The sequence below is a fragment of the Acinetobacter sp. EKM10A genome (genome assembly GCF_011075215.1).
Classification (GTDB): Bacteria; Pseudomonadota; Gammaproteobacteria; order Pseudomonadales; family Moraxellaceae; genus Acinetobacter; species Acinetobacter baumannii.
This window is the reverse complement of record NZ_JAALLK010000014.1, coordinates 21272-38812: the sequence shown is the minus strand read 5'-3', so window position 1 is coordinate 38812 and position 17541 is coordinate 21272. Positions and strand designations below refer to the sequence as shown.

The 17541-nt window shown below is 36.3% G+C and carries 14 protein-coding genes; 10 read left to right on the top strand and 4 right to left on the bottom strand.

From position 1 onward, the window contains the following. Positions 1-21 precede the first annotated feature (21 nt). From G9371_RS15245 to G9371_RS15205, 8 genes are all read left to right on the top strand, one after another. Entirely contained in the window at positions 22-1464 is a 1443-nt protein-coding gene (locus G9371_RS15245) for a hypothetical protein (protein WP_000003532.1), read from the top strand. Between the two features lie 342 nt (positions 1465-1806). Beyond that, a complete protein-coding gene (locus tag G9371_RS15240; RefSeq protein ID WP_000560650.1) occupies positions 1807-2481 on the top strand; it encodes a DUF3800 domain-containing protein in 675 nt (224 codons plus the stop codon). Next, positions 2481-2669, top strand: coding sequence for a hypothetical protein (locus G9371_RS15235; protein WP_000642900.1), 189 nt, complete (start codon positions 2481-2483; stop codon positions 2667-2669). Before G9371_RS15240 ends, G9371_RS15235 begins: the two co-directional genes overlap by 1 nt. Positions 2670-2724: 55 nt before the next feature. Beyond that, positions 2725-3390, top strand: coding sequence for a hypothetical protein (locus G9371_RS15230; protein ID WP_000515965.1), 666 nt, complete (start codon positions 2725-2727; stop codon positions 3388-3390). Between the two features lie 973 nt (positions 3391-4363). Continuing rightward, a complete protein-coding gene (locus tag G9371_RS15220; RefSeq protein ID WP_032047077.1) occupies positions 4364-5410 on the top strand; it encodes a nucleoid-associated protein in 1047 nt (348 codons plus the stop codon). A 2-nt stretch (positions 5411-5412) separates the two neighbouring features. Further along, positions 5413-6618: a hypothetical protein gene (locus G9371_RS15215; protein ID WP_032047075.1), complete on the top strand. Its 1206-nt coding sequence runs from the start codon at positions 5413-5415 to the stop codon at positions 6616-6618. 2462 nt (positions 6619-9080) lie between these two features. After that, a complete protein-coding gene (locus G9371_RS15210) occupies positions 9081-9512 on the top strand; it encodes a hypothetical protein (RefSeq protein ID WP_005129415.1) in 432 nt (143 codons plus the stop codon). 220 nt (positions 9513-9732) lie between these two features. Beyond that, positions 9733-10374, top strand: coding sequence for an ImmA/IrrE family metallo-endopeptidase (locus G9371_RS15205; RefSeq protein WP_227548463.1), 642 nt, complete (start codon positions 9733-9735; stop codon positions 10372-10374). Between the two features lie 165 nt (positions 10375-10539). On the opposite strand, the gene G9371_RS15200 is transcribed toward G9371_RS15205, so the two are convergent. After that, positions 10540-10824 carry a hypothetical protein gene (locus G9371_RS15200; protein WP_000675273.1) on the bottom strand — a complete coding sequence of 95 codons (285 nt, stop codon included), beginning with the start codon at positions 10822-10824 and terminating at the stop codon, positions 10540-10542. 686 nt (positions 10825-11510) lie between these two features. Here G9371_RS15200 and G9371_RS15195 point away from each other — a divergent pair. Further along, positions 11511-12443: an IS5-like element ISAba13 family transposase gene (locus tag G9371_RS15195; protein ID WP_001043692.1), complete on the top strand. Its 933-nt coding sequence runs from the start codon at positions 11511-11513 to the stop codon at positions 12441-12443. A gap of 79 nt (positions 12444-12522) precedes the next feature. Here the strand turns inward: G9371_RS15195 and G9371_RS15190 are convergent, their stop codons facing one another. From G9371_RS15190 to G9371_RS15180, 3 genes are all read right to left on the bottom strand, one after another. Next, on the bottom strand, positions 12523-13869 hold the full coding sequence (locus tag G9371_RS15190; RefSeq protein WP_016654323.1) for an OprD family outer membrane porin: 1347 nt from the start codon (positions 13867-13869) through the stop codon (positions 12523-12525). 77 nt (positions 13870-13946) lie between these two features. Further along, positions 13947-15332: an MFS transporter gene (locus G9371_RS15185; RefSeq protein ID WP_002058307.1), complete on the bottom strand. Its 1386-nt coding sequence runs from the start codon at positions 15330-15332 to the stop codon at positions 13947-13949. Positions 15333-15504: 172 nt separating this feature from the next. Beyond that, positions 15505-16449: a dihydrodipicolinate synthase family protein gene (locus G9371_RS15180; RefSeq protein WP_000050871.1), complete on the bottom strand. Its 945-nt coding sequence runs from the start codon at positions 16447-16449 to the stop codon at positions 15505-15507. 187 nt (positions 16450-16636) lie between these two features. Between G9371_RS15180 and G9371_RS15175 the strand changes: the two genes are divergently transcribed. Beyond that, positions 16637-17527 (top strand): LysR family transcriptional regulator, encoded by an 891-nt coding sequence (locus G9371_RS15175; protein ID WP_002058305.1) that lies wholly within the window; start codon positions 16637-16639, stop codon positions 17525-17527. The last annotated feature ends 14 nt before the right edge of the window (positions 17528-17541 follow it).

The window sequence follows — 17541 nt, the reverse complement described above, 5'->3', positions numbered from 1 at the left end:
ACTTTTATATCAAGGTTAGTTATGTCAGAACAGCAATTAAGAAAAGTTAAGGGAATTTGGTGTAAATTTAACAATCAAAATAGAATGTCAACGGTTACCCTTGATGAGATGCGTATATGTTGTATAAAAAGGGGGATAGAGATTATTGAGATTGAAGAATGTACTTTTGGTTTTAACCAAAGCATTCCAGCAATTAAGATTTCAATTGTAAACAATGTAACGGCTTTATTACCTCGACAGAAACTATCAGAAATTCAAATTTATCAGAACAATATTATACCATTCCAAAAACAAGAAGAATTCTGGGCTAAAGTAGACTGGTTCCCACCAGTCTTTATGAATCGAGAACAAATAGGTGAAGGCTTTAAAGTAGCTAATTTGAAAATTGGTTACCACGAGTTTTTGCCTAAAGAGGAGTTACAAAAACGTTTTCAAGAGTTTTTCCCGACTGTATATAATTTCTCCAACATTATTCCCATCACTGTACAAACTTTTTCAGACTCAATAGCTATATCAAAGCATGTACCATTAATTAAAGAATCAATTTTAGCTTTTTATAGCGGAATGAGAGTAGCTTCTATAGCATCCTTAATTCCGATGATCGAAGATATTTTAAATACTATCATTGAGGATTCCTTTGAGAATCTTGATTTAAAAACTAAAGTTGATCGATGCATAAAACGTGCTAAACACAATATAAAACATGATCATATATTAGGTGCAGATTGGATTCCCGAAGAGTATGTTCAAGATGATGTGCTGAAAGTAATGAATGTGCGTATTAGAATTATTGAACTAATAGGTAATTGGCTTAAAAATAGTTTTTATGAGAATACCGAAAACTACCAAAATACTTCAGGATTTAATCGACATTTTTTTGCTCATGCTAAATCTGAAATTTGGCAAAATCAGTCTAATTTTTTTCGCGCCATGGGTCTAATTCAAGCATTGGCATTTATTGAATGTTTTGCCATGAAAGAGTCTAAGTTATCAATTTTCCCACCAACTCCAGATATAAGATCAGAATCTTTTCGTAACGATGTTTTTGCTTGCTTAAATTTACAAGTCATCAAAAATACTCTTTTGCAGCAATTACAAATCGATGGGTGCTTACCTTTCAACCCAACAGCTTCAGATGATGGTTGGTTAGGTCGCTCTGCAACTTTATCAACTAAAATGAATGATGAAATAGTTAAAAGACTTAGAGATAATGGATGGCAATGTCATTCTTTTGGGCAACCTGTTAAATCTGGTGGATATATAACAGTAAGAGCATCAAAGCTTGGTAAAGAAATTGGTATAGCTCTATTGTATAGTTGTGCTACAGATAATAAAGTTTATAAAGAGTTGGAAGTAACAAATGATTATATTCTCTATCAAGGAGCACCTTATCAACAAGAATCATTTGCATATGGAATCAACAAGTATGTGGGTCCATTGAATGCTTGGTTAGCTCCGGATTAGAGAAATTCTCACGAGAAAAATTGTATTTGGATATTAATATTGTACTTAAGCACCAGATTGGTAAGTAACAGAGATTAGGGCAGATGTGTTGCAGTTGCTTTGATTAGTCCGTATAAGTCCGTATTAGTCTATATCAGTGCATATTTTTGTATCATCCAATTGCAAATAAGCCCCATATGATTAATAATATGCTTGTAGTAACGGAGATGTTATAAATAATCAGCCTAGAGCAATTGCGATAAATGCCGTTATGATCGTAAGCGTTCTGTAAGTTCGCCAATACTAGGTTACACGCCGTATCTTAAAGCCCATTCGTGGGCTTTTTGTCTTTCTGGGGATTATATGATTGCCATCTATTTAGATGAAAGCGGTGATTTAGGTTGGACTTTTACAGCCCCATACGGGAAAGGTGGGTCAAGTAGAACTCTCACAATAGCATGTGTGATTTGCCCAAGAGATAAGACAAAGCATCTTAATCGAATTGTGACTGGATTTTATAAAGCTAGAAAACGCCCTCTCAATAATGAATTAAAATCATATGATCTTAGCTCAAAAGAAAAAGAACAATTTGTTCAACAAATTATCAAATTGCATTCAAACCACCCAGATATAAAATTGCTATCCATAACCGTAAACAAAAAACGGGTAAAAACAAAATTAAGAAATGACCCTAATGCCCTATATAACTATATGGTTAAAAATATGCTCTTAAACCATTTATGCAATCATAAGCATATAGACTTCATTCCTGATTCTCGATGTGAAAAAGTCAATGTAGGCTGGAATTTAGAAATATATTTAAAACAGATGATTGCAGAGCGTTCGCAATTAGATGATGTTCTAAATGAAACTTTGAATGTTAAACCATTCGATAGCCGAGTAACGAAAGAACTTCAATTCATAGACTTCTATGCGGGGCTTGTTTGGAGTAAATATGAGTTTAAAGACGAGCGTGTAGATCAATATTTTGATGTCGCAAATCCATCTAATCAATTGATGTTCTTTGAGTATCAATAATGAAAGCATTTTTTAGAAGTGTGAGCCTTGCCCCTATCCGTAAAGCAAATCAGAACATGATTGATGGGAAAAGGGCGGATGTATTGAGCCTACCAACAAGTATCCAGCAAGATATCTTGAATCGCCGTTATTCTGCGGATGAGATTAATAGTGCTTATGCTAGAGCTATTAGTAAAAGAGAAAATTAACCCTCCAAACAAAATCAACAAATAGCAAATTAAGAAAATCACTTAGAAGGTATCTATGGGCAAAATAGAAAAAATTTATGAAAATTTAAAAACTAATAATGAAAACCTGCCGCAAGAGGTTCATTTTTTTTTCAATTGGCTATTAATGAGCAATTTAGAAATAATTACAGAATCAAGATTCACAACTGTTTTTATCATAAAAATGTTATATGCATTTATGTGTGGAGCTCACCTAGATAGTATTATTAATGAAATTAGGGAATTAGAAAAACCAAGTAAAAATTATAAACGAATGAAGCCTGCAACGAAATTCATTAAACAGCCCCTAGAAGGGTTATGGCATAAGCATTATGAGCAGGTCGGGCTTAAATCTATGGCAATGAATATTAAGCAGCAGATGGGATTGAATAATAAGCAGCAGAAGATATTCAATAATACTTTTTTTAAAGAATTTTGCGATATATTCAATAACTCTGAAATTCCTCAGGATAAAAGAATTGAAGCCTTAGGATACTTGTGTTCTGGGAAGCAATATATAGATAGAATTAATGATGGAAAGTTAACTGGTGAGTGGATTATTTACCATCATTGCAATGGGAAAAATTATTACTTAAATGTTGGGAATCATAGCGATGGCGATGATGCTTTGGCACAAGAAATAAGAGAAATAGCACTTTTTGAATTCCCTTTTTTTAAAGGGAGTTTACCTATCTTCGATTAATAGTGTCTGATTAAAGGCTATTGAATAATTAAGTTTCAGGCACCTTGAATTTAGGTTGACGGCATACGATAGAAATTAGGCAATAAGTACCACTCAAACCTATGTATAGAAAGGCTTTAGCCCTTTTTGATAAATCCCCATTCTGTCAACCTACGTCAACCTAAATTCATCTTAAATGGTGTAAAAACACTGTATGATTTTGCTAGACAGCCTATCTTCAATTTACCTTGACGCCCCCTACAGAAAGCAACTTTATCTTTGAACAAAGGTGAAATAGGTTCTAACCTATATAGCACAAGCTTTACGACTTTTTTGGCAAATACTATCTCGTAAGACTACGTAAGAGTAAATGTCTTTAAATTCTCCTTTGAAGGCTGACTAAATTTTTCCATTCATTTTTTAATTTTGTATGACCATGTATAACAAAAAGAGATAACTTTAATGGCACAGAATCAGCAGCAACGGACGTTTAGCAAATATCTCAAGAATGGCAGTAAGGCATATATTGAGGGTTCATTGTGTACTGGGAAGTGGAAAGACTAAAAATGGCATAGATCGAGAGGTAACAGAGATTCGGGCGGATGTATTGCAATTGTTTGGATTATTTTTATTAGACCATATTGGTGCATATTAGTTCATATTTTTGTATTCACTAATTGAAATATATTCACAAGTGAATACAATAGGATAAAAAGTTAACACTCTTATAGTGTTAAACCTTATTTAGCCCTAGTGAATGGGCTTTATAGCTTCTGAAGAATATTGGAGTACTCCTTTAAAGAGGCCTTATAAGAATTATTTAAGATCAAACATATGAGGGGGCTCATGAATGGTTGAACATCTAAAGATATATCGAGTTTCTATTAAAGCATGTAATACCTATGGCTGAATTCCCTATAGGGTAGGGGGGTTATTCCATCTATTGATTTAAAGAACTTTCACTGAATCTAATTATTTACTCTAGAGATGTATCATGTCTATCCAACATATTATTGTTCACGAAATTCGACGCGTTAAAGAAGAAAAAAAAAGTACAGAAACATTAATTGCTAAGATCAAAGATACAGAGAATGATTTAAGATCATTAAATGGTGAATTAGCAGCAAAATTATTAAAACTTTTTTCTAGTTCTAGTTTAATGGTAGGACAGTTTTCTATTGGGAATGATACAGAAAAGAAACCAGCCTTTGAACAAGGGTTAGATAATTTTTATTCTGGTGAAAATTGTCTAGACTTTGTTGAAATGACAAGAGAGTTGGCAGAATACTTTAAAACTTTTCTTGTTGAAAATAAAAGTATTACTGGTGGTTTTCTTGTTTTTTTTGAGTTTAAAGGTGATGAACATACCAAGTTAGCAGTTGCTGTAATTAATAAATCGAATGCGACTGACATTAATCCTGATCTTAATTTTATTGCCAAAGAAATTCTGGATCTAGATAAATTGCATTTGGGGGCAACAATCAATATTACAGAGTGGCGTGATGAGTTTTCGGAACGATATATTCGTTTTAAAAATGGTCAGTCAGAACAGGTAACTGATTATTTTCAAAAATTTATTGGTTGTGAAGTCGATAAACAAGCTGCAAATGAAGAAACAAAGAAATTAAAAGAAGCTATTGAATCCTTTGCTACTGAGAAACTTAAACTATCCCAAACTGCTGCAGATGACTATCTTGCTTTAGCCCACTCATATATTAATGATTGTATAACCAAAGGTGACGATGTTGTTTTGTCGAATGTAGCAAAACATGTTTTTCCTGCTGATAGTGATGAGTTTTTTGAATATGCAAGCGAAGGGCATAATTTGTCAGGAATTTTGCAAATAAGTAAAACAGAATTAAAGGGATTTAAGAAATTTAGTAGTAGCCGAAAGGACCTTTCAATTACTTTTGCAAAAGCTTTGCTGAACGATAAAATTAAATTTGAAAATGATATACTCAAGATCGACAGCTCATTACTGTCGGATAGTTTGGTAGCAGAACTTAAAGCAGCTACAACAGCAAGCAATTCAGATGAATAGAAATGACTATGAATCCAGTACAAATTTATCGTGACATCTTTCTGTCTATGCAAGACAGACAGGAAAGTTGTGACCAATTTGTAAGCTGGATGGAACTAGATGCAGACAAACTTGCTTCTCTAAAAGCTTTAAATGCATACTCATTGGCTGCTGGCAGCCTTGATGTAAAAGTTGAAGGGAAGCAACGTGGATCAGGCGTAGATTTAGAGAGAATTCAAAGCAGTCAATTTAATAGTAAATACATTTTTGAAGTTAAATTAAATAAAACTAATATTAATTTGGGACACGATTTCATTGTTTGTGATAGCTGGAATACAGTTCTTAAATACGAACATTATATAAAGAATCCTATAAAGAAAATTTTTTTAACAGATGTCGAAGATTATTTTGATATTGACTCTAGTGATAGTAAATATAAAAATTATCTTGCCATGGGTGAACTATATTCATTCATTAAATTTTTGTCTGAGGAGTCTAATGCAGACAAAGATTGTATTTTTTATAATCGTAGTTATAAGTTTAAAATTAAAGCTTGTGAAGATGATTTAAATTATCCGATTGATACTAAAAGCTTAGGTAAGTTCAAACATCAAGATATGCACCGAGAGGCTATTATTAATCTGATGTGCAAAGAATTAACGTCTTTTGTTAAAGACGAAATTGAAGATGTTAGATTTAGCTATCTTATTCGTAACTTGAATCCCTTGATTACGAATATCAATCATAGTTATCAAAGCTATGTAGAGGATTATACCTTTGATAAGGTGAGAAAAGAGTATAAAGAAAAGAAAACTGAATACATCAAAAAATTGAATGATACTTTCGATTCTGTCGCTACAAAAATGTTTGCAATACCAGCAGGTATTTGGTTCGCTACAGCCCAAATGACTACCATGAAAACTATTAGTAGTTTTATATATACCAAAAACTTCATTGTATTAATGACCGTTTTATCAATGATATTTATTATGATTCTTAATGTACATGGGCAACGTAATACACTTAATCAAGTGAAAGAAGAGTATTTAGATATTTTTGATGAATTAGAAAAAAAATTTGAAGATGTAGATGCAGAAATTAGAAAAATAAAAGGTGAAGTAAATGATAAGTTCGATAGAGTAATGTCTTACATTTATGTGGCGATTATTATTTGTGTTGCATTAGGTGTGTATACGGCATACCTTTTTTATCAAAGTAGTATTGTCTAGAAATAAAAAAGCCCTGAAAGGGCTTTTTTATAGATCAGTATTTATAAAAAGAGAAATCCACTATTTGAAAATTAAAATATGATGTAACCAAATTGTGAAACTAGAATTTTCCCTCTAAATGCCACTTTTAAAGTGTAAACAAGTGACAATTTTAGCGATAAAAAGTGTGGCTATTTAAATTTAGATAGACGGCCTTTGGTAGTAATTAGACTTTAAATTTCAATCAAACCCATGTATAGCAAGGCTTTAGCTAATTTTGATAAATCCCCGTTCTGTCAACCTAAAAAATGATTTCGTCTAGCTACGTCTAGCAAAACTTGGCCACATTTTAAATTGCTTCAAGTTGTGTGCCATTTCCACCAATCCGTCTAAAAATAATGGTAAAAATAGCCATGTATTTTGTTGTACAAGACAGGTGCAATTTACTTGGACAACTTTATCTTTTAAACCACATCCAAATTTAGTGGAAAGCCTTATAGACCGAGCATCAAGGGGATTTTAGAGAGGGCTATAAAATGAAGTTTTGTCCAAGTACGTCCAAGTAAATCCGTACAGCTACGTACAGCAAGATAGGAAAAAAGAGATTAAATCTTGTTATACAAGATACAAGCAATTTACCTTGACAGACCGATATTTAAAACAGCCTGCCTATTCAGCTAAAGGCCTTATCAATAATGAAGCACAGTCAATTTTAGTAAAGTTTTAAAAGTGATATTTCGTCAATGTACGTCAAGGTAAATCCGTATAACTACGTATAACAAATTTAGATTGTTGAATCGGAAATTCACCCTTATAGATTTGAAATCTAATAGGGAGATTTCTATATCTCTTAATCTATAGCATTACGTATCACAAAATAGCCTTAAATCTTGTTGGACAAGGCAAACTAAAAAGCCCTTAAAAAACCAACTCAAATCTAAGCTATATAGGGAGTATAGCGATTCAAATAGAACCTTGTTTTGTCCAACTACGTCCAACAAGTAAAGCGGATTTGTCGTTCTAGGAGCATGCAATATTCCCCAGTAATCAATTAAAAAACATGCCTAAAAACATGGATAGTTTTCTATTCCATCAACGTGAATGGCTTATTTCATCTAATTAATTTTTGCTTTACGGCGTATTTATGAAAAATGCCATCTATGCCAGTCATAGCAAGGCATACAGGAATTTAATGAAATTGATTTCGTAAAACTACGTAAAACAAAACGGCCTTAAATTATTCTTTACAACGTTTATTCAGCTATCCTTGATAGGACACCAGTAGAAAGACCATTAAAATGACCTTGAAGCTATATACAACAAGGTTTATCGCTATTTTAAGGAATCTCATTTCATCAAGGTACATCAAGGGAAACATGTCTATAAAGCTTCATCACTGGCGAAAGTTAAAAAACAATTCCACGTTTTAAATACAGTGCCTTACTACGAGAAATTCGTAGTAGCTACCTAGATAAAAGATTACGTTTTATTAAGAGCAAATGATAAGAATTGATAAGGTTTTATCGGGTTTTAGGTGCGTCCAATGCCGGATTAACATTTGAAACCAAAGGTGAGCGCAAAATTGCGTTGGCTAATCCATGTTTTAAAAGCAAAGCTCAAAATTGAGCAACGGTATTCAACAAAGCGCAAAATCGCGTTTTGCAACAAACACGCGCGCGCGAGAGGGATGCTTCAAATATGTTTTTAAGGCTTAAAATCCCAATAGAACTACAGTGCGATTATTCGGGCGGTTTACTTCTGCAAATAACCTGAACATAGGGATACCCCCCCACCATCTAAATCCTCAACTTCGGCAATGTACACGCGACTGGATGCACGTATCTGCAATCGAAAGTATTTCGTGATTTTTATAACTTGCTCACACTTAAAACGCGACCAAGCTACTTAATCAGCCACTTGAACGGCTAAGTTAATTCAAGATTTAAAATCCAATCACCAAATATGGTTTTGCGCTCAATAAATTTATTGAAGCCAAATAACGAGCCTCATAATCCGATCCACTAAAAGGAGTGTTTTTAACTCCTGAGTTCGTCACCCAGCATGACAACTAAACTCAGAGAAATGCCCTAGTAACAAATAATTTGTACACTATTGTGTACACTGTTATTTTTTGAATTGAAATTAACTTTAAAAAACAATTATTTGTTTTATCAGTTCAATTGACGCCATCCCACCAAGATTCGTGAAAAGCCCTGAAACGAAAGTTTCGGGGTTTTTTCTTTTTAAGATTTAAATAATTCAAGTTATAAGCAATATAAGAAGATAATTTTTAACTTCTCCTAAAACTAGGAAAAGGTTTTGTGTAAAAAATAGAGCAAAATCAAAAACTATTATTTTTAGAAAAGATCTATAGAAGTTAGAATAGTGCAGTACTTTAAAAAGCTAACGAAATAAAGATTATATAAATATCTTGTAATATCTAAAATTCCTAGGCAAAAATGATTAAATTAGGTCATATCAATATGAAATTAACTTTATTAAAAAAATCCCTTACTTCATTTCTTTTAATCAGCATGTCAATGTTTAGTGCTAATAGCTTTGGCTACACTCCCAAAGATTTACAAGGTATATGGGCAATGCATCCGCTTAATAATGGAATTGCCAACTTAGTTGAGTTTTCAGGAAATACAGCTACTTTACATCCTGTGCAATGTGATTTTGAAACGGGTCTTTATACTGTAGATAGTATTGAAAAATCGAACTTTAAAATTAATAAGCAAAATCAAATTGAGTTGTATAATGAACAGGGGGAGTTCGAGCAAGCATTAAGAATTATAAGTATCACCGATAATCAACTAGTTTTAGAAGAAGCTGCTAGTGACACGATAATGCTGAAATTTCACTATAACAAAATTAACAAGCTAAACCCAAATTGTATTAAATATAAAAAATAATATTTTCAAAAGCTTAGTTTTAATATGGCTGAAATTAAATATCATTTCAGCTATATAACCAACTTGAATTTAATTGGTAAAGAAGTATTTAAATTTTCATTTTATTAAGCTTGAATGAGTCAGAAAGAGAAGCTGCTAATATTTTTAAGTGGAATGATCCTATTACTGAAATTAAAGAAGTCTCAATAAAAAGATTTGATGGCGCCTTATTTAAAAAAATATCCATCAATGGACTATTTTATATAATCCAACAGTTGAATCATCAGGAAGAATTTTATTTACAAAAGCTCATGAGTTAGGTCATTACATACTTCACAGAACAATACAGGATGAGTTCTTATGTGGTGCCGAAGACTTGCAAACTTATGATATTGCTTCTATTGAAACAGAAGCTAATAAATTTTCATCTTATTTGCTTATGCCAATAGATGATTTTAGAAGACAAATCGATCAAACACAGTTAATCCAATCCTTATCTTTATGTGCATTAAGATATGGGGTTTCTTTAACAGCTGCAATATTAAAGTGGTTAGAATTTACAGAAGAAAGCGTAATTCTAATTAATTCTAGAGATGGTTTTATGAATTGGGCTGTTTCGAGCCGGTCAGCAAAAAATAACGGAGCTTTTTTTAAAACAAAAAAGAATATTATTGAGATACCTGAGCAATCATTAGCTAGTAATAATTTAGTTTTAGAAGAAAAAAATGGTGAAAAGGTACAAGCTAATATTTGGTTTCCATATGCTCATAAAGATGCTTCGGTTATAGAGTATAAAATTACATCAGAAAGATTTGACCATATATTAACTTTAATTTTATTGCCTAGAAATTTAAAGGTATGGAAGCCCAAAGATTTAAATTAAGTTTGATAAGTAGATTTAAAAAATATAATTGTATTATTACTGATAGATGAATAATTAAATTCATTTCCCCCAAGGCCCCCGTGCCACAATAGAACTTTAATTTTTTGCGCTGATTTAAAGTTATCCACCATTGCGACACAGGGATAAGGGAGCTAAGCCAAATGCTTAGCCCATATCGTTTTTATCGCACCGCCGCATCACACTAAAAAAAGTAGGGGCAAAGTCCTGTGGGAGAGCAGGACTTTGCAAACTGACATGTTCTAACCGTTGCATGAGCTGAGGCGAATAAACTTGTTCGAGCCGCTGGTAAATACAGTCGCAACTGGCTTGGGTATGCCCACCAGACAGGCAAATTTTTTCAAACTCCTGCTGCGTGCGGAGGTCACAACCCGAAACGCTGTAATCGCCGACAACGAGGCCTAAAACTAAAATAGTTTTATAAAATTTCATATTATTCTCGTGATGATTTGGGGATATCTCAATGAGAAAAAATAAACCGCTATATTTTAAGTTTTAAAATCATTTTTAAAGGCAATAGTTAACCTGCCTATAAAAGCAATAAAATAAAATGACTTAAATTTTAAAATAAAAATAATTTATAAATTTGAAAATTTAGATAATAGAAAACCCAAATTTTAAATAAATAAAAAGTTTATAAGAGAGAGGGGATAAGTATATATAGTGGCATGGTCAACTCCTAGAATTTATGGAGCTCTACCACCAAAAATCACCGTCAATTGATTAGGGTGGTAGAACGAAAGAGGGTTGACAGACCGGACATACAGAACCAGCACACCCGAAGGTGTCCCCCTTCCGCCCTACCGCAACGTGAGGGGGACGGTGGTTTTTACACACAGATCTCCCCCTCAGAAGGAGCAAATCTGATGCGCTGTATGTATAGCGGTCTGTCAAAACCGACTGGCAATGTAGGCCAGCGGGACCATAATAATCATAAGTTTTTAACAGGTCAATTCAATTTAAATAAAATATTATAAAAATTTTAAATATAAATTTATATTTTAATTAAACTCAAAAGTTAATATCTCTAAAGCTATAAATTAATAAAAATAATAAAGCTAAACGGCTTTGTTGCACAAACCTATCTCTAAAGGCTTATTCCACAATATAATTTTCAAATGAATAAGTCGACACCAAAAATTTATCGCACAACCAATTGGTCTTCATATAACCGAGCTCTCATTAATCGTGGAAATATTGCCATTTGGTTTGATCCTGCTACGCAATGGTATGCCCCATCAAAAGGCAAACAAGGACGAAATCAAACTTACTCCGACGCAGCTATCCAATGCTGCCTAATGATTAAATCTCTCTTTCGATTATCTTTACGCATGGTCACTGGCTTTGTTCAAAGTCTCATCCATCTTTGTGGGTTAAATTGGATAGCGCCAGACTACACTACAATTTGTAGACGACAACAGCATATTGATATTGTGATTAGCTATCAAAAAAGTTGTGATGGACTATATCTAATCGTTGACTCTACAGGTCTGAAATTCTTAGGTGAGGGTGAATGGAAGCGTAAAAAACATCAGCCTGAATATCGTCGCCAATGGCGTAAATTACATATTGGTATAGATGCTAAAACCTTACAAATACGCGCTGTTCAGCTCACAACCAACAATGTGAGTGATTCACAGGTACTTGGTGATTTACTCGATCAGATTCCACAAGATGAGAGAGTTGACTCCGTCTATACCGATGGAGCTTATGATACCAAACAGTGCCGACAGGTCATTGCGGATCGGCAAGCACATGCAGTGATTCCACCAAGAAAAAATGCGAAGCCATGGAAAGATAAAAAGATGGGCTCGCTAGAACGCAATGAGTTGCTTCGAACAGTTAAACGTTTAGGAAGAACTATTTGGAAGAAATGGTCAGGCTATCATCGGCGAAGTTTGGTTGAAACCAAGATGCATTGCATCAAATTATTAGGGGATAAACTCAGTGCGAGAAATTTTCAAAGCCAAGTCAATGAGATTCATGCACGTATGGCAGTATTAAATAAATTTACGGACTTAGGCAGACCACATACCCGAGTTGTCACTTAAATTTGAGTAGATATGAGAAGTCTTAACTTTTAAATCTTTGTGCAACAAAGCCAAGCTAAACTAAACGTTTAGCCTGTGCTTAAAATGTATAACGGTAATTAATAAATACGCGGTGCTGGTCCCAATCTTTCCGAGATATGCCATTTATTTTTTCACCTAGGTTTGCATTTTCAAACTTCGACTCATAATGCAAAAATGAATAACGCACATCTAAGTTTTTTACCCACGGCAAGGCATAACTCACCGTAAAGTCAAAGTAACGCTCTTTACCCTCAATATCACTGCTGATGTTACTTTGGTGAGCGCCAAAGCCATAAATATACTTCGCTTCGGTTTTTAAACCTTTCACGTAGTCTTTCCAGTTATATTTCAGGCGAAGGGCAACGGCGGTTTCATCGTTATTGGTAAAGTCAGGGCCAATGGTCGCAGAGGTCGGAAACGGGTTAGTACCGTGGTCTTGCGTCAAAACCGAGTTGCGGGCGGAGTGAACGGCAAAGTTATCTTCAATCCAAAAACCATCAAACTTTGAAACGGCAATGCCACCTTCAATATTATTCTTAGCCACATTTACATCTATAAAATAGCCATTCCCACGGTTGTTAATGTCTTGGCCTTTGACACAGTCCAGCTCGGTTTCGGCACCGCATTTAAACAGCTTGCCATCATCACGCGAGAAAAAAGCACCTGTGTTAAATGTCCACACCAAGCCATGCAAGGGCAATTTATATTGAGCAATCGCCCCGTACTTTTTTAAATAATCTTTGCTATTTAAATATTCGGCATTCACGCTCCAGTTTTTGTACTGATATTTGGCACCAAGCAAACCGACATAATCAATGCGCTCGTCATTTTCAGTCACCAGTTTTTCAAAAGAGTCCATGCTGCGCGGTTTCCAGCGATTATAGTAAGCCATGTAAGTCTGTAGCTGATCATTCAGTTGAAACTGACCACTCGTACCCGAAAAAGTATCGGGCATCGCACGGTTATTGGTGCTTTTAAGCAAGAGCGAATCTTGTAACTGGCGGCCTAACTTAATTTCACCTTTATCACCCAGTTTTGCTTTGATGTAGAGCTGCCCTAAAGTTGCAAAGTTTTGGTCAAGCTTGCCGTTATTTTCGACCTCTAAAAGCTGAGCGCTCGGCTTGCCAGAGTCAAATAACTTGGTGACTGCATAGAGTGAACCATCTACTCCAAGCCAGTCCCACAAGTAAGGTGACTGATAATTTAACTCAAGCCCTAAAGCACTTTGTTCATATTCACTTGACGAAGGTGAAGGGTTGGCAAGCGTAGGGTGGGCAGTGCCTTCATCGTTCCAGTAACGGGTGTTAAGTTTTAATTCTAACTTGCCAAATTCTTGAGGAAGCTCTGCATAAGCGTTGCTCACGCTGCCTAAACCAATACAGCCCCATAGCAAATATTTATTCATTTTAAATTCCTTTTTTAAGCATGAATAAGCCCTTTGCCTAACGCTGAGGTTAGGCAAGCTTTTATGAAATGGATGAATTAAGGAGAGAGTTTTTCGAGTACTTGGCCTTTGGTTTCAATGGCAAACAAGAAGGTCACTAGGCCACCAACGAGCGCCACAACCGCAAGCACACTAAACACATATTGAATGCCGTAACCACCAACCACGAGGCCGACCATAACAGGTCCAATTGCAGAGCCGGCACGTAACCAAGCGGTACTAAAACCAATGCCCATCGCACGTAGGCGAGTTGGGTAAAGTTCAGCAGCGTAAAGGTATAAAGAGAATGAAATGGTTTGCAAAATGGCATAGCTCAGCGTTGCTAAAATCACAACTTGCATCGCCGATTTTGCGCCTAAAACCGAGAGGCTCATAAGTGGAATGATTGCCAAGAAAAACGCTGCACTGTACCAAGGACGGCGGCCGACTTTATCAATCATTAACGCACAGATAATAGAAGCAATCACACCCACGCCCGAAGTAATCCAGCCATAACCTAAACTGGTTTGCAGCGACAGACCAAAGTGTTGTTTGTAGAGAGATGGCAGCCAAGTCACCATGGCATTGTTCACCATATATACGCAAAACCACATGCCCCACAGGGTAAAGGTACGTTTGCGGTAAATGCCACGGAACAGCTCGCGCCAATCGGTTTTTGCCATGCCTTGCGGGTTAATTTCTTTAACCACAGGTTCAGCCAAAGTCTTACCGCTTTTGATGGCACCATCTTCAAAACTTTTGACGACTTGATCCGCTTCTTTAAAACGGCCTTTGGAAGCAAGCCAGCGTGGTGACTCAGGCAAGAAAAACCGTAAAGGAATGACCAGTAAAGATGGAATTAAGCCAACAATAAACATGACTTTCCAACCGTAAATTGGCATCAGGAAAAATGCTGCCATGCCTGCAAACATAAGACCGAGTGGAAATAAAACTTCATAGAGTAAGAAAAACTTACCGCGCTTTTCTGCCCCAATAAACTCATTAATATAGGCACTCGCAACAGGCACTTCACCACCTGTACCAACGCCTTGTAAGAAACGGAAAATTAACAGCGACATTCCGCTCCAAGCAAACAAACAAGAAATGTCCATTGCCACAAACAGTAAAATGGTAAAAGACAGCACTTTTAAACGACCGACTTTTTCGGCAAGAGAACCAAAGAAGATTGCACCGACCAGTTGCCCGACATAGCCCGCGGCAATGATTGCGCCGACATAGGCAGGCGTCAGGTGCCATTCGGTAATCAGTTGGGGTAAAGCAAAGGCAATTGCTAGAACAGTATAAGCGTCAAAAAAGGTCGCGATCCCAATGGTAATTCGCATAAATTGCAATCGTCCGGTGACGGGTAGCCGTTCGAGTCTTGCAATAATTTCCGCATTTTTTTGATGATGACTAATTTGTTCTACATCCGCTAGATTTGTCATCTTATATCTCCTTATCACTACATTCCTCGTAGTTTTGTTGTTCTATTTCGCACTACCTGTTCACCACAGTTTGCATGCTTTTTATTATTGTTTTTAAGAGACATGCCCGATGTTTGGCCTCAGGCAGCGTACAGGAAAAAAAGGCTAGCGTATATGCTAGCCCGAATGGAATTTAAGCAACGGCTTGGGTTAAATCGACCTTGCCAATTCCGGCTTGACGCATTGCATCATGAATTTCTTGCTCAGCACCATCAGCGAGTGGAAGCAGAGGCGAACGTACAGTGGCATGGTCCAAAATTCCGCGAGCAACCAGTGCATGTTTAAGCGCGACCGTACCTTCCATGTGTGAACCGCGGTGATAGACATTGCGAGTCACTGGTAATAACTGGTCGTGAATCGCACGAGCTTTGGCATAATCTTTGGCTTTACCAGCCTTAATCATTTCAATTAAAAGTTCAGGGGCAATGTTGCCATAGCCAACCAAAGCGCCGTCTACATCAAACATGGTGTGAAGCAAATATTCATCGTGGCACGTCAACACCTGTAAGTCTGGGCGTTCACGGCGGATAATTGGAATTTCGACATCCCAGCGGCGCATGTTACGTACACCATTTTTCATGGCAAATACGCCTGGCTGTGCAGAAATATCGAGTAGAGTGTCTAGGTCGTAAGTGGCCTTCGTTGCATCTGGATATTGGAATAAAATAGATGGCAAACCACTTTCTTCATAAATCGCTTTATAGCGGTCTTGTGGTGCGCCTTTTTGATAGCCAAAACGCAACCAGCCATGTGAAGGATAAATCAAACCTGCCGAAGCACCAGCGCTGACTGCACGTTTTGCTTCTTCTGCTGCAACCGAAGTACCTTCGAGCGTAATCCCTGCGATTACTGGAATTTTGTCATCTACCGATTTAACAAAGCTTTCGATGACCTGCATTTGCTCTTTTTGCGACAAGAATGTTCCTTCACCTGCATGCCCAAGAACAACCAAGCCTTTCACACCATCAATACTACCTAACCATGAACCTAAACGTTGAATTGCATCATGGTCTACTTGTCCATCACGGGTAAAAGGAGTCACAGGTGCTGGGGTTAATCCACGTAAATCTAAACTCATAATCGTACTTCCTATACAGTGTAATTAAATATTCTCTGGTTCTTAATCTGACTTAAATCGTGTTGTAGAGAACATGATTGGAGTATAGAAATAGGTGAGCTATGTAGGAATTACCAATTCTTGAATTTCAGTTATACTGAAAATGTATGGCTCGAAATGCTGCCTATTTACGATTTAGGAAGAATCGATGAATTATGAATTATGGAAAATATTTTTAGATGCGGTGGAACTCGGTAGTTTAAGCAAAGTCGCCATGCTGCATAACACCAACCAACCGCAAATCAGTCGGCAAATGAACGAGCTTGAAGTGCAATGTGGCGGTCGTTTGTTTAACCGAACTGGACGTGGCGTAGAACTCACCGATTTAGGCCAGCATTTACTTCCTAAAATTCGTTCATGGCTGAACGTAACCGACCAACTTAATAATGAAATTTTGCACTCGACCGATACCCCGATTGGTACGGTGCGTATTGCCAGTTTGCCGTCTACTGCACATCCGTTGTTATCGACTCTCTATAAAGTGCTTCAAGAGAAATATCCCCTAATTAAACTGTCGGTACGGGAAGGGCAAGGGGTACATTTAGAAAAATGGCTGGAAGATGGCAGCGTCGATTTAGCTATTCTTTATCGGTTTAACCCGACACCTAAACAAGGCGATATTTACCTTACCCAAGCCGATACCTATTTGGTCGGCTGCGAAGGAGATGCACTCACTCAGGCCAGTGAAGTCGACTTTAAAGCAATCAATCAGTTACCGCTGGTCACCTTTTGCAGGCCAAGTAACTGGCGCAATTTTTTAGACCACATGGCTTATGAAAATGGGGTAGAGCTGAATATTGTGTTTGAAGCCGACTCGATTAGTTTACAAACCCATTTGGTGTCCGAATCTCGCATGTATACCATGCTGGGGCCGCAAGCTTTAAAAAAAGCCAGCCAATACACCTCAATTCAAGCCGCAAAAATTATTAACCCTGCCCTAAAGCGCTATATTTCTTTGTCTATTTCTAAACATGGCTATTTAACGCCTGCGTGTAAGGCAGTGATGGAAGAAATTAGAAATTTGGCCGATTTGCTTTAAAAAAACTTGTAACT

Bases quoted from the DNA above. Each gene is read 5' to 3' on its own strand.
- G9371_RS15200 (WP_000675273.1), bottom strand. From the start codon at position 10,824: ATGAAATTTTATAAAACTATTTTAGTTTTAGGCCTCGTTGTCGGCGAT.
- G9371_RS15220 (WP_032047077.1), top strand. From the start codon at position 4,364: ATGTCTATCCAACATATTATTGTTCACGAAATTCGACGCGTTAAAGAA.
- G9371_RS15240 (WP_000560650.1), top strand. From the start codon at position 1,807: ATGATTGCCATCTATTTAGATGAAAGCGGTGATTTAGGTTGGACTTTT.
- G9371_RS15215 (WP_032047075.1), top strand. From the start codon at position 5,413: ATGACTATGAATCCAGTACAAATTTATCGTGACATCTTTCTGTCTATG.
- G9371_RS15175 (WP_002058305.1), top strand. From the start codon at position 16,637: ATGAATTATGAATTATGGAAAATATTTTTAGATGCGGTGGAACTCGGT.
- G9371_RS15185 (WP_002058307.1), bottom strand. From the start codon at position 15,332: ATGACAAATCTAGCGGATGTAGAACAAATTAGTCATCATCAAAAAAAT.
- G9371_RS15245 (WP_000003532.1), top strand. From the start codon at position 22: ATGTCAGAACAGCAATTAAGAAAAGTTAAGGGAATTTGGTGTAAATTT.
- G9371_RS15235 (WP_000642900.1), top strand. From the start codon at position 2,481: ATGAAAGCATTTTTTAGAAGTGTGAGCCTTGCCCCTATCCGTAAAGCA.
- G9371_RS15195 (WP_001043692.1), top strand. From the start codon at position 11,511: ATGAATAAGTCGACACCAAAAATTTATCGCACAACCAATTGGTCTTCA.
- G9371_RS15210 (WP_005129415.1), top strand. From the start codon at position 9,081: ATGAAATTAACTTTATTAAAAAAATCCCTTACTTCATTTCTTTTAATC.
- G9371_RS15230 (WP_000515965.1), top strand. From the start codon at position 2,725: ATGGGCAAAATAGAAAAAATTTATGAAAATTTAAAAACTAATAATGAA.
- G9371_RS15190 (WP_016654323.1), bottom strand. From the start codon at position 13,869: ATGAATAAATATTTGCTATGGGGCTGTATTGGTTTAGGCAGCGTGAGC.
- G9371_RS15180 (WP_000050871.1), bottom strand. From the start codon at position 16,449: ATGAGTTTAGATTTACGTGGATTAACCCCAGCACCTGTGACTCCTTTT.